The following is a 13,297-nucleotide window of genomic DNA, read 5'->3' as shown; positions in this document are numbered from 1 at the left end:
CATCATCATGCCGAGGCGATTGAACCGGTCACGGACGAAAGGATCTGATGCTGCACGATCAGATCGTACACAATCAGATGATGCCCTGTCTGAAGTGATCGGGTTCATCCTGATTATTGCCATTCTCATGATCTTCCTCTCCCTCTGGATGGTCTATGTGGTTCCTGCGGAGGGGCGCCAGCAGGAGATCGAGCATATGAACTATGTCCGGAACTGGTTCACGCAGTATAAGATCACAGCGGATTCGTTGTGGGTGAATCATGAACCAAATGACCCCTATAAATCACTTACCGGTGTAACCTTCTCGAATTCGCTCACACTTGGATCACAGGGTGGTGCAACACAGGCAGGGGGATTGTTCCTGCCGGTGATGAGCCCGATCGGATCTACCGGGGCAGTTGCAGTGGCAAATCAGCAAGCCGCATCCGGTGGTGTGGAGAGAATTGAGATAAGAAAGGATGGCAATCCGAATCCCGATATAGATTTCCAGATGGGCAGACTTGAGTATGATGCAACAAATCATTACTGGATCCCTCAGTCATACTATTACCAGATGGGGGGCGTCTTCCTCAAACAGCCATCCGGCACGGTGGCACGTGTTTCTCCGTTGATAAATTTTGAGACATCAGGCACATTTATTGCCCTTTTAGAGCTGGCAGGAGCCGGTCAGATTGGACTTTCCGGTCAGGGTCCTGTTCGTGTCGATACAAAGATGACGAACCGGACAGAGAGCTATTCCCTGATACCTGCACCAGCTACACCTTATTCAAATATTACCATCTACCTCGAGGACGAAAGTGTTGCACGGGGGTGGGAGAATGCCCTGAAGGAGTTGCGATTCCAGTCTGGAGTTTCATCAGGTGCATGTAATATTTATCGCAATCCCACAGACGTGGTCAGAATCGACCTCCAGGGTGGCCCTGAAAAAATACAGTACAGATATATATATTACACTATCTCGGTGCAGTCAATTGCAACAGGAGCTACATGATGCAGCAGAATTCGGCAGTTTCAGAGGTTATTGGATCGATCCTCCTCATATCACTGGTCATACTTGCAGTCATCATTATTGGCGTAGGGTTCCTCTCTCAGCCACCGCCCGTGCAGACACAGGATCTGAATGTAATTGCCGGCAATACAACAACCACGCTTTTTATTTATCATGATGGTGGAGATTCGATGGTTCCCGGGGAATTTGCCCTTCTTCTTGATGGAAATCCAGTTGATCCGATCCCGGCGCCATCCGGGGGATGGCCGTGGGAGATTGGTGAAGTCCTCGAAGTACCGATAACTACAACGCCACAACGCATTCAGATCGTCTCGCTACGCGGCGGGCAGCAGAATCTTATCCGTGAAATCAGTATCGGGCAGGTGACGGGAGGCGGTGTGCCAATCACACCAGGGCCTGCGCCGACTCCAGGGCCGGGGGGCCAGTGTACCCAGGAGGAGCTGGATGAGTATGCCGAAGAATATCTGGAGGATAATTATGTGGAATATTTCTCTGAAAAACTCGATAACGATGCGGTTTATTTTACGCGCCTGACACGTGGTCCAACGGGACAGACATATGTGAGGGGCTGGGTTAATCTTACAATTAATAGTACTGATTCATACATTATTCGAAGTACAACAGGGAAAATGAATCTGAACCTGGGAGATTTATTATCGATACGGTATGTAGATAGCAACAGCGGAACTGCAGATATATTCTCAGTTGGCAATAAAGGATGGTCATTCTCTGGAGATGTAACAAATATCTATGTAAATAACGTGCTATACTCAGGAAATTTGGTGGATAGCTGGATCACGTCATTTAATAACTTTCAATCTACACTTGAGTTTAAATCAGTTGGATCTGGTGGTGGGGTACAGACCAGATTGATTGTTGAAAACCAAACATTGGTAGATCAGGTAAATAATAATAATTATGAATTGATTAATATCAGACCTGCTGAGCCAACATTATTGATCCTGAACTTTCCCTCTGAACAGGGAAAGCCTATTCGATTTATTGGAAAGGTAGATCAGATCAAACAAGGTACAACGATAATTTACCCTTAATCAACGAAGGATGATACAATGCAGCCCATAAAAGATCCAAAAACTCTTGCCGCCTCAGAACTAGTCGGCACGCTGATCCTCTCTGCTTTAATCGTCCTCGTCATCGGGATCGTCGCGGTGACCCTTCTCTCCCAGGGGCCGCCAGCGGAGGTGCCGGCGCTCCGGGTGGATATCCATAATGATTCAGGTGCACTGGTTCTGATCAACCGGGGAGGTGATACACTCTTCCGGGAGAAAACCAGGATCTTTGTGAATGGCGTTGATCGGACCGCAAATTTTACTCTTGACGGTGAGAGCTGGGTGGAATATGGTGCCGGGGACTGGCTTGTCCTTCCCGGAATGTTCAGAGAGGATGTAAGTGTGCAGATCGTCCATACCGCACCTGATATCCAGGCACTCCTCTTCACAATCGGGGATATCGGGGTACCACCAGGGCCGTGGCCGGATACCTACCAACTTACTCTGACTGCCTCATCCGCTGGAGCGGGGACGCTGACAGGAGCAGGATTTTATGAAGCTGGAACAGGAGTGCCGGTCAATGCTCTTGCTAATCCGGGGTGGACCTTCAGCAACTGGACACGAAACGGCGTATTGGTCAGTGCATCACCAGGTTTCACTTATATGATGTCTGAAGAAAGTGTGGCGCTGGTGGCGAACTTCGAGATAGATCCAACAGTTAGATATACTCTCACACTTGTTGCCGATCCGTTAATGGGTGGAACAGTCAATGGCTCAGGCCTATATGAGGCGGGAGAAGAAGTTCTCATATCTGCACAGCCCAATGCAAGCCACCAGTTCATCAACTGGACACGAAATGGCGTGGAGATAGCCAATACCTCAGCATTCACTTTCACGATGCCTGCAGAAGATGTAACCCTTGTGGCGAACTTCGGGCAACAGCCCTGCTTCCCGGGTATTCGCGGATTCTACTATCCGAGAGAAGACTTTACCGGGATCCCGGTCATCCGGATCGACCAGCGCATCCGGTTTGCCGATGCCCAGGCAGTCAGCCAATATGGAGAGCCGACCGATGAAGTGAGCTGGCCACAGGCAACACTTGGGAAACAGGATGACTTCAGCATCATCTACGAGGGTTATCTGGTTGTAGAAACGGCAGATACATACACAATCTCGCTCCGCTCAGATGATGGCTCACGCCTCTGGCTAGGGAGTATCGGGGAGAGTGATCCGCCATTTATTGATAACTGGGGATTACATGCTCCGCTGACAGTAACTGGGACAACGTACTTAGCAGCAGGATATCATCCGGTACGGTTAAAGATGTTTGAGAGAACAGGGGCTGCCTGCCTTCAGCTGCGTTGGGAGTCTCCAAACATGACAGAGCAGGTTATCGAAAGCTTCTGCACCGATCCGTTGGAATACCAGATTGATTTTGCTGCCACTCCATTAAGTGGAGATGCGCCACTCCTCGTCAGCTTCAACGATCTCACAACAGGATTATCAGGGAATCGATCATGGTCATGGACGTTTGGCGATGGCGGTACTTCAACACACCAGAATCCAACCTATACCTACAACAGTCCGGGCAATTATACGGTCATTCTGTCCACATCCGGAGATGAGGGATCAGGGGTTGAGACGAAGACCGGTTATATCACGGTCACCAGCTCTGGAATAGGGTTCACGGTTGAATCATGGGTCAGGTGGAACAGGAATCCAACCCCGGATAATAATGATCAGCGATGGGCAACGATCGTCGTCGATGGGAACGCAGATTCCAACAGCCGCTACCATCTTCAGCATAATCAGAATAATGTGAACTTTGAGATTGCATTCAGGGATACTACACGACGTACTCTCCTCTCTACCACATCCCCTGTTGAGGGAGTATGGTACTATGTGGTGGGCGTCCATGATCCTGAGAACCAGCGGATCCGGATCTATGTTAACGGCATTGAGGAGAGAAGTGGGACGGCTTCTGCCGTGGGTCTCATTCCCTCACCCGGTTTATATCAGGTCGGCGGTCCTGCCGGTATAAACTGGCCCAGTCCACCACCATCAGCACAGCTGCGAAAGTTTGACGGCAACATCCTCTGCCTCCAGACACATGAACGGGCATTCACCCCACAGGAGATCCTGGATAAATACAATGCCGGATGCCCGCCAGTGGTCAACATAACTGCCAATGTTACCAGTGGCACTGCCCCGCTTGCGGTGCAGTTTAACGATCTAACCTCGCATTCACCGACTGCGTGGGCTTGGGACTTTGGGGATGGAGGCACATCGACACTCCAGAACCCCACACATACCTATCTGGCTCAGGGGAACTATACTGTCAGCCTGACAGTTACGAAGAAGGATGTGAATAATTTAGATGCAAACGTGACCGGGACGAAGATTGATTATATAACGGTCGAAGGAAAGTCGTTTGTTGACTTCGTCATCGACGAGAATGTCTTTGTGTATGGGAATGTGCTCAGTTTCAGTGGAAGTGGTGTAACAGGACCAGGAGCTACGATTGTGATAACAGGAGATCTGGATACGGCAAGTACAAACCTGGGAGCCTCTATTGATGTGACCACCATCTACATAGATGGAGATGTCACCCTGAGCGGTGGATCTGCAGGCCTTGGATCTCAGAGTCACCCAGGTAATATCTATATCAACGGAAATCTGGATTTATGGACTGGATCAAGAAACATCTATGGCGACGTCTATGTCGCAGGTAATTTCAGATTAAAGGATGCACGCATCCATAATAACGTCTATGTTGATGGAGATCTTGAATTAGGATGGACGCCATGGCTTGCAGATGATGCACGGATATACTATACCGGGACAATTATTCATCCGGCAAGTTATCCTGCCGACATTCTTGCAAAATGCATCCCCCAGGCAACTGTCCCCGGGTTCGATATGCCGGATCAGGAAATCCCGCCTGCAAAACCAGCTGACTGGTATGCAGCACGCGGGTACGTCTCCGGCGGAGCTTTGACAAGCAATATGAAGGTATTTGCTGACAGTTACTCATCCACAAGCTGGCGACCCACAGCAACAAATGTGATCATCATCGCTCGTACGGGTGATATAACAATCACTGGAATAGGTGGAAGTGGCGTGACCGGCGTCTTCTTTGCACCAAACGGCAGAGTGACATTTGGAGGAGCATTCCTCGAAGGTGTCGTCATCGCCCGAGACGGGTTCTATGTGACGAGTGGCGGGACACAGGTTACCTTCAGGAATATTGACCAATATATCGGAGATCCAAATGATTATCCATTCTGAGGAGGAGGACACCAATAATATATAAAGAGAATTATTTCTTATAGAGAGTCAAATCAAGCATACATCATACTTTAATGATTGAATGAAAATATTATTAAACTCACCAAATTATCTATACATCACCTATCACCCATTCAATATAAAAGCCGACAAGGAAAGAGCTATGAAATCTGCATTAGGGGATAAGGCAGTTAGTCCGGTTGTCAGTGCTATACTGATAATATTTATGGTGGTAGCACTTGGTGTAATTGTCTATTCCCTGATATATGGAATTCCCGGTGAACTAAAAAAATCAGCCTTTATTGCAGCTGAGGCAAAGATCGAAACAATAAATGAATCAGAATTTATCTCACTATATCACAAAAGCGGAGATACAGTCGCTTTAAATGGGTCTGGTGCGGAACGAAGCCCACAGGTCGATGTTACACTTTCTCTTTCTGGAGGAAAACAGATACGCTCGCAACCAGATGATCCAATTATCTGGGGTCCAGGACAGACGCTATATATCTATACTACACCCACAGGCCCGATGATTACAACCAATAGAATATTGGCCGAAACATCCCTGGGTTTTGGTGGACAAACAATCGATCTTGTGATCATTGATACGGATGCTGAGGTTCTGGTGTTTGGAAAAACAATAGCCGGTGGAGGATGGAAACCGGATCCATCCGAGGTGCCGGCAGCAAATTTCTCTGCGAACACGACATCGGGATATCCTCCACTCACCGTTCAGTTCTTTGATCAGTCAACCGGGCTGCCGACGATATGGAGCTGGAACTTTGGTGACGGGAATATATCCGCCATAGAAAACCCGATACATACATACGGTAGTATCGGCTCATTTACCGTAACCCTGACGGCATCCAACCCGAATGGGAGTGGCATTGTAACAAAAGAGCATTACATCATCGTTATAAGCCCGATTGATCCACTGCCTGTAGCTGACTTTGTTGCAAACACCACCGAAGGAGTGATACCATTAACCGTGCAGTTTACCGATACCTCCGCCGGCGACCCTGATGCATGGGATTGGAACTTTGGAGACGGAACAACATCAGTTGAACAACATCCAACCCATACCTACACCACAGCTGGCTATTATAATGTCACGCTAATGGCGACAAATGTAGCTGGAAATAATTCAATAACAAAGAGCAACTTCATACACGCAAAGGGGTTTGTCGATTACGTCATAGAAGAAGGAGTCTTTGTATACGGAAATGTCCTGAATTTCCAGGGAGGTAATGTTAATGGTCCTGATGCAACCGTGGTTGTCACTGGTGGGATGAGTACAGATGAAACCAATCTCGGAGCAACAATCAATGTCACAACCATCTATATCGATGGTAATGTCAATCTGTTATCAGGGAGTGCCGGTCTTGGATCCGCTACCAATCCCGGAGATATCTATGTTAATGGGAACCTGCGTTTCGGAAACGGGGGTCGAAATATCTATGGCGATGTCTATGTGAATGGCAACTTTGATCTTAAAGATGCCCGCATCCATGGGAATGTGTATGTTGATGGCGACCTGACTCTTGATTGGACACCCTGGCTTGCAGATGATGCACGGATATACTATACAGGCAGTTTCACACATCCTCCAACAATGAGTACAGATATTCTGGATAAGTGCATCCACCAGCCAACTGTCCCCGGTTTTGACATGCCGGGTCAGGAAATCCCGCCTGTGAAATCTGTTGACTGGTACGCAGCACGCGGGTATGTATCCGGGGGAACTTTGACGAGTAATATGAAGGTATTTGCTGACAGTTACTCATTTGAACCAACGGGTAGCATGAATGCACAAAACGTCATCATCATCGCAGGTGATGGAGACATTACGCTCAAACGCTTAGGAGGGAGTGTTACAGGTGTTCTCTTCGCCCCAAAAGGTAAAGTGACATTCGTCGGCAATTCATTTGAAGGACTGGTCATTGCACGAGATGGATTCTTTGTTGAGAGTGGTGGAACACAGGTTACCTTCAAAAACCTTGACCATTATATCGGAGATCCAAATGATTATCCGTTCTGATTAAGAGGTATTTGAACCCGCTGAACCCAATTTTAAAAGGACAATACAGAATAGAACACAGAAGGAACAGATATGAAATCCAAACATAACGATGCCGTCTCCCCTGTAATCGGCGTACTCCTGATGATCGCCCTCGTCTCAGTCTTTGCGATCGTAATTTATGGCTCAGTCTTCGGGCTCACCCCCACAATCGTCCAGCCGCCGTACATCGCCATTGAGAGCGAACTCCATGATCCTGATGGCACCCCCTACATCGAACTCCGGCATAAGGGCGGGGATACCATTTCCCTGAACACAACCGGAGCAGAACAGGGGAAAGTGCTTGATCTATTCGTCACCGTGCAGGCGCAGACAGTCCGGGCGGTTCCGCTTGCCCCCATGAACTGGAGGCCGGGCGAGAGCATCTTCATGTTCAACACTGCTGAGGGTCCCCGCCTCACAAAGGACAGGAGTGTTGCGATCAGCTCTGGTATCGGCTGCGCCACAGGCGAGCGATCGATCACCGCAGTTGACATTACATCCCAGCTGCTGGTATTTATGGAGCAGATGACTGTTCAGAGCATGTTGCATGGACCTGTTCCAACACCAGCACCTACACCAACACCGGAACCTACTGCCACACCAACTCCAGAGCCAACGCCAACGCCCACTACTACCCCAACCCCAACAGCTACCCCTACACCAACGCCTACTCCGACACCTGCACCAGTACCTGGGGCAATTGAGCTTGTTGGCTTTACCCAGACATCAATATCCTTCCAGGTCAATAACCCGGATGGCACCCCATATGATGGGAATCAGCCCGGTGCCGTCTCACTTCGTGAGCGGGCGGGAAATGCCCTTGTTGATCAGGCAGTCGTCATTTCAGCAGATGCTGTCTGGAGCCCAAATATCGACAGTAATGGGATCGCAACCCTGACATATACAAACCGGAATTTTGCCGGTGTCGGCACTGCAACTGTTTCGCCAATCATCATCGAGTCAACAGATGGGACAAGAGAGATCAGGTTACAGATACAACTACAGCTCAACCAGAACCGGCTCCAGAATGTGGTACTGGCTCCATAATATGGTCATAATTTGATGATTAGCATTATCGGGATATACAATGCATTAGGTATGAAGCGCAGGTTGTGATGCATACCCGAATAAAACCTATAATAGGTTTTCAGAAAGAATTGTCTGGAGGTGGAGAGAGTAAAGAGAAGTGATCAGGACGCAGTCAGCCCCGCAATTAGCGTCATGCTGCTCGTCCTCCTCGCCGCACTCATCGCGATCATCATCTATGCCTTCATGTATGGCATCCCCGGCGGGCTTGAGAAGTCGGCATTCATCGCAGCTGAGGCGGGTGTTGTTGAGATCAATGGAACGGAATATGTCACTATTCAGCACCGCGGCGGCGACGATGTCTTCCTGAACGGATCAGGCGCCGCCCGTGGCATCCCAATCGATATCAGGGCAACGGCAGCCGGGGGCGGGCCGGTTCTCGCGGGAGCGGATGCTCCTGTCACATGGACTCCTGGAGAGATCCTGTATCTCATCAATACACAGGAGGGGCATAAGATCACCAAAGACAAAACGGCTGCCGGGGCGGGCACCGGCTTTCCTGCAGGGCCTCTTGAACTTGTGATCATCGATACACAAGCCGAGGTGCGGATATTTGGATCAATTCTTACGATCTCTGGCGAAGAGCCTGGGCCGGACGATCCACCTATCAGAGCTGATTTCAATGCAACCCAGGCAAACCCCCTCTCAACCACTGTATATTTCACCGGATGGCCTGTCCACTTAACAGCAAATACAACCAATGCAACCAGTTGGTCATGGGATTTTGGAGATGGGAGCATGAGTTCGGCCCAAGATCCGACACACACATTCAATCGCGGAGTATATACAATCACTCTGAATGCAAGCAACAATGCTCACGCAGAGATAATAACAAAAGAAATCAGGGTAATTCCCAGACCAATCGGATGGTGGCTCCTTGATGGGAATGCTGAAGATGTCTCCGGACACGGAAACCACGGAACGATCCTCCGCGATCCAAACCCAAGTCCAAACCCCCCTTATGGGTCAGGCACTCATGATAATGTGATAACCGGGACATGGGTTCCAGGGAAAAGAGGACTGGCATTGAGCTTCGATGCCCGTACTTATATCAGAGTTCCCCATAGCCCGGTACTTGATCTCTCACCAGGAGGCACCATCTTCCTCTGGACGAATCCTTCTCATGTAGGAAATTACTACTTTATTATTGGCAAAGGCGCAAATGACCAACCCGATAATTATGAATGGATCATTTCTTCCGGAGGAAGGATACTCTTTGAGTACCATGATACATTTGGGGACAGCAGAAGTGCAACGAGTGCAAGCGATCTGATTGTACAAAATACATGGCAATCAATTGCCACTGTTGCCGATGGCACTACTGTTGCATTTTATCGAAATGGGGCTCTCTTTGACACAAGACCAATGATAGGAAGCCTCAAACCAAACAGCGAAACCCTCTTCGTTGGAAAGCAACAGATGTTCTGGAATGGTCGTTATTATCCATTCTATTACCGCGGTCTTTTGAATGATGTCATGATATTCCAGGAAACGCTCACCTCTGCAGAGATTCAGGAGCTTAATAGTGCCTTTCCTGCCTGATTATCAAAAACTATGAGATGAACGATTTGAACAAGACGAGGATACCAATCAACTTAGATGACGCAGTCAGCCCCACAATCAGCGTCATACTACTCGTGCTCCTCGCCGCACTCATTGCGATCATCGTGTACGCCTTCATCAACGGGATTCCCGGAAGGCTTGAGAAGTCAGCATTCATCCCAGCCGAGGCGGGCGTCGGTGAGATCAATGGAACCGAATATATCGCCATCAACAACCGGGGTGGCGACGCTGTCTTCCAGAACCGCTACAGTCTGTCACCACAAAGGGTATAAAGTATGAAACTTCATATTAGTATGAAAAGTATGAATTACATGAAAACGAACCGGACACTTCAGATCCCAAACCGGGATGTATTGAGCCCTGTACTCCATCATGCCAAGGTGATGGAGAGATGACCGGCAATAGCCATAAATCCCAGGATTCCGTCTATCGGATACCGAATGTGGCATTCTCTGCAATGGCATTCATCTTCCGTATCAGGGACAGAATCAATCCGCCTGAGAAGAAAGTATCCCGTTTTGGCATCAGGCCTGGTATGACGGTTGTTGATTACGGGTGCGGTCCTGGAGGTTATCTAGAGAGTGCAGCCGGGCTCGCCGGTCCGGATGGCATTGTGTATGCAGTCGATATCCATGAGCGTGCAATTGAATCCGTCTCACAATTGATCACAAAGACCAGACAGAAAACAATCATTCCCGTTCTGGCAGAAGGATACAACTCTGGTCTGGCAACAGGATCAGCAGATCTCGTCTATGCCCTGGATATGTTCCATATGGTTCCGGATACCGCTGCCTTTCTTAAAGAGCTGCTGCGGATCACAAAATCAGATGGCATACTGATTATCGACGATGGCCACCAGCCCCGTGACAGGACGAGGCAACTCATCTCCGGCTCAGGACTCTTTGAGATTATCTCCGAGGAGAAAGATCTCCTGAGATGCAGCCCGAAAAATAGAGAGAAACGAAAGGAGAGGAGCTGATGTTTCATCGTCACCACTGTAATCATTCCCACGCAGATGAGAAGAAGCATATCTTTGGTACGGTAAAGGTGGGTGATCGTGGCCAGATCGTAATTCCAAAAGAGGCGCGGGACATATTTGACATCAAACCCGGGGACACACTGATGGTGCTCGGGGATGAGGATCGTGGAATTGCGATCGTTAAAGCTGATAAATTCAGAAAGATCGCGCTCTCGATGCTTCAGATATTTGAAAAGCCGCCGGAAGAACCCCCGGAAGAGCCACAGGAAGAGTGAAAACAAACCAACTAAAAGAAATAACCCCTCTTTTCTCTCTCTATACGGGAGTACTTTTTGGCAGACAAACGATAACTTCTATAAGTGATCAGACAGATAAAATGAGGAAGCGCGATAATAGTCTAGTGGTAGGACAGGGGCTTCCCAAGCCTCTAGCCCGGGTTCGAATCCCGGTTATCGCATCACTTTTCTCACATCACTGTTTTTAAATTCCAAATATCATATCCATCGTGAGAATATTACGTACAATTTTGGAAGGGGAGTTCATTTCCCTTCAGATTCCCTTCCTATATTTCCTTACCAAAATCCCCCCCAGGGCAGGATCTGATCCTTCTCAGGGGCGTTTGGGCTTCCAGACGATCAGACCATTCTGTGATTTGGTGATTTCTAAGACCTATACAATCACTTCAACTTTCCGCCACAAAAGGCCGGTGATCAGGCTCAGGATGCCCATGATAAGGAGGTAGATTCCAATAAAATAGGCAAATAACACCTCAATCGCAATCGGGATTTTTGAAACATAGGATGCCGATGATGAGGGCAAAGATTCCGCGTGCCATAAAGCCCGCCCCGGGTCATTACTTCTGATTCCACAATGGATAAGTGCAGGAAATCGATCATCACTAATTCATTATTCCGGGCAGCCAATTCTCTCCATTATAATTACGATCCCTCAATCATTCTGTTTTGGTTCAGTATTTCTCCTGGCTATAACAGGAAAATTCCGATTAGTGGATAATTTCACCAAAGACCATGGTGAAATATGAAATATTCATTCAGTCAAATAGCAAGAATCAGCTGCTATTACCTTGAATAAAAGACTGAAAATTTTATATTCGAAAACTTTATCGTTTATCAACGTTATAGTCAATGTTAAATAAAACAATACATCAATAAACGGATATGCAGGAAAACCCATTATTGAAATGAGTATGATTATTTCACCATAAATAAACACATTTCATTCAATATTCCGCACCGTTTTCCAGATAAAACAAGAGGATGATATGAAGGCGACTTAGTGAGAAATGTGGTTCTGATACAGGATGGCTGCAAAAACAATACTCACTGTTGAGGATGATCCCGTAATCGCGAAGATCCTGAGTCTCAGACTTCACAAACTTGGATATACTGTTTTGGGAAATGCCACTTCTGCAGATGCCGCCTTTATTATGGCTATTGAGGAAAATCCGGATCTAATCATAATGGACATCGGGCTTGAAGGGAGGGCAAATGGTATCATTGCGGGGAAATATCTCTACCATTTCTTCTCAAAACCAATAGTATTCTGCACTGCCCACTCAGGAAGCAAAGTGGTCGAAAATGCAAAACAGGCGATGCCACTTGGCTTTATTGTAAAGCCTTTCAATGACAAGGATCTCTTTAATGCAATTGAATTTTCCCTGAATGCACATGATTCATACAAGCCAAACAACATGACTTCAACTGAATTACATGATCTTGTCAATCTGGATCTGAGTATCATGTTTCTTGACACTTCAGGACGAATTATCTATTACAATCCTTATTCTGAACACCTGACGGGGATTCCCTACAAGAGAGCATTTTTTATGAATATTCAGAAAGTCATTGAGTACGATCATAAATCAGCCATTGGATATCAAAATCCATCGCTCCTCGAAACAATCCGTGAAGTAGCTGCGATCGGTCGGCCGCTTGATATTGTAATTAAAACAGTTAAGTCAGGTAAGAGAAAGGTACTGGAGCTGAATGCACGCCCTCGAAAAGATACACATAACACGATAATTGGTTATATGATCAAATTAGAGGAGAACTTCGTTAAAACACGTGCCCTGAATCAATAATGCAGTTTGGATCATCTGTTTTCGTGATAACAATGGATATTTACATAAACCTGAATTTTTAGTTATCCTGCCTCCTGATCGAAATCATAGCAGCATCTTTTGGTATCATTCCGATACCATTTTGTTCCTTCTGCGAGTAATAGTGTAAACAGATTAAGAGAATTGTGTACGATGAAGTACAGGGAATTGCTCGTGAATATCA

10 protein-coding genes and 1 tRNA gene are annotated in these 13,297 nt (G+C 47.4%); all 11 read left to right on the top strand.

Features of this window, described 5'->3' with window-relative positions:
- The first annotated feature begins 7 nt into the window (after window positions 1-7).
- The 11 genes from FTO68_RS07750 (at window position 8) to FTO68_RS07700 (ending at window position 13,095) form a co-directional block, all read left to right on the top strand.
- Window positions 8-991 carry a hypothetical protein gene (locus tag FTO68_RS07750; protein WP_255332817.1) on the top strand — a complete coding sequence of 328 codons (984 nt, stop codon included), beginning with the start codon at window positions 8-10 and terminating at the stop codon, window positions 989-991.
- A complete protein-coding gene (locus FTO68_RS07745; RefSeq protein ID WP_255332816.1) occupies window positions 988-2,061 on the top strand; it encodes a type IV pilin N-terminal domain-containing protein in 1,074 nt (357 codons plus the stop codon). The genes FTO68_RS07750 and FTO68_RS07745 overlap by 4 nt, the downstream gene beginning before the upstream one ends.
- 18 nt (window positions 2,062-2,079) lie before the next feature.
- Window positions 2,080-5,307, top strand: a complete 3,228-nt coding sequence (locus FTO68_RS07740; RefSeq protein ID WP_304364227.1) for a PKD domain-containing protein — start codon at window positions 2,080-2,082, stop codon at window positions 5,305-5,307.
- Between the two features lie 163 nt (window positions 5,308-5,470).
- The gene (locus FTO68_RS07735) at window positions 5,471-7,345 is read left to right on the top strand and encodes a PKD domain-containing protein (protein WP_255332815.1); all 1,875 of its coding nucleotides are present in this window, start codon (window positions 5,471-5,473) and stop codon (window positions 7,343-7,345) included.
- A gap of 72 nt (window positions 7,346-7,417) precedes the next feature.
- Complete coding sequence (locus FTO68_RS07730; RefSeq protein ID WP_255332814.1) at window positions 7,418-8,413, top strand: type IV pilin N-terminal domain-containing protein; 996 nt, start codon at window positions 7,418-7,420, stop codon at window positions 8,411-8,413.
- A 120-nt stretch (window positions 8,414-8,533) separates the two neighbouring features.
- A complete protein-coding gene (locus FTO68_RS07725) occupies window positions 8,534-9,994 on the top strand; it encodes a LamG-like jellyroll fold domain-containing protein (protein WP_255332813.1) in 1,461 nt (486 codons plus the stop codon).
- 17 nt (window positions 9,995-10,011) lie between these two features.
- A complete protein-coding gene (locus FTO68_RS07720) occupies window positions 10,012-10,287 on the top strand; it encodes a type IV pilin domain-containing protein (protein WP_255332812.1) in 276 nt (91 codons plus the stop codon).
- A gap of 119 nt (window positions 10,288-10,406) precedes the next feature.
- On the top strand, window positions 10,407-10,994 hold the full coding sequence (locus FTO68_RS07715; RefSeq protein ID WP_255332811.1) for a class I SAM-dependent methyltransferase: 588 nt from the start codon (window positions 10,407-10,409) through the stop codon (window positions 10,992-10,994).
- Window positions 10,994-11,269 carry an AbrB/MazE/SpoVT family DNA-binding domain-containing protein gene (locus tag FTO68_RS07710; protein ID WP_255332810.1) on the top strand — a complete coding sequence of 92 codons (276 nt, stop codon included), beginning with the start codon at window positions 10,994-10,996 and terminating at the stop codon, window positions 11,267-11,269. The genes FTO68_RS07715 and FTO68_RS07710 overlap by 1 nt, the downstream gene beginning before the upstream one ends.
- A gap of 111 nt (window positions 11,270-11,380) precedes the next feature.
- Window positions 11,381-11,451, top strand: a tRNA-Gly gene (locus FTO68_RS07705).
- 864 nt (window positions 11,452-12,315) lie between these two features.
- Window positions 12,316-13,095 (top strand): response regulator, encoded by a 780-nt coding sequence (locus FTO68_RS07700; RefSeq protein WP_255332809.1) that lies wholly within the window; start codon window positions 12,316-12,318, stop codon window positions 13,093-13,095.
- Window positions 13,096-13,297 lie beyond the last annotated feature (202 nt).

Origin of the sequence: Methanocalculus taiwanensis, from assembly GCF_024372745.1 — an archaeon.
Lineage (GTDB): Archaea > Halobacteriota > Methanomicrobia > Methanomicrobiales > Methanocorpusculaceae > Methanocalculus > Methanocalculus taiwanensis.
Note: the sequence above shows the minus strand (reverse complement) of the source record. Positions and strands in the feature narration are given on the sequence as shown.

Excerpts from the sequence above, each read along its gene's own strand:
- FTO68_RS07730 (WP_255332814.1), top strand. The coding sequence starts at position 7,418 with ATGAAATCCAAACATAACGATGCCGTCTCCCCTGTAATCGGCGTACTC.
- FTO68_RS07735 (WP_255332815.1), top strand. The coding sequence starts at position 5,471 with ATGAAATCTGCATTAGGGGATAAGGCAGTTAGTCCGGTTGTCAGTGCT.
- FTO68_RS07700 (WP_255332809.1), top strand. The coding sequence starts at position 12,316 with ATGGCTGCAAAAACAATACTCACTGTTGAGGATGATCCCGTAATCGCG.
- FTO68_RS07710 (WP_255332810.1), top strand. The coding sequence starts at position 10,994 with ATGTTTCATCGTCACCACTGTAATCATTCCCACGCAGATGAGAAGAAG.
- FTO68_RS07720 (WP_255332812.1), top strand. The coding sequence starts at position 10,012 with ATGAACGATTTGAACAAGACGAGGATACCAATCAACTTAGATGACGCA.
- FTO68_RS07750 (WP_255332817.1), top strand. The coding sequence starts at position 8 with ATGCCGAGGCGATTGAACCGGTCACGGACGAAAGGATCTGATGCTGCA.
- FTO68_RS07740 (WP_304364227.1), top strand. The coding sequence starts at position 2,080 with ATGCAGCCCATAAAAGATCCAAAAACTCTTGCCGCCTCAGAACTAGTC.
- FTO68_RS07745 (WP_255332816.1), top strand. The coding sequence starts at position 988 with ATGATGCAGCAGAATTCGGCAGTTTCAGAGGTTATTGGATCGATCCTC.
- FTO68_RS07715 (WP_255332811.1), top strand. The coding sequence starts at position 10,407 with ATGACCGGCAATAGCCATAAATCCCAGGATTCCGTCTATCGGATACCG.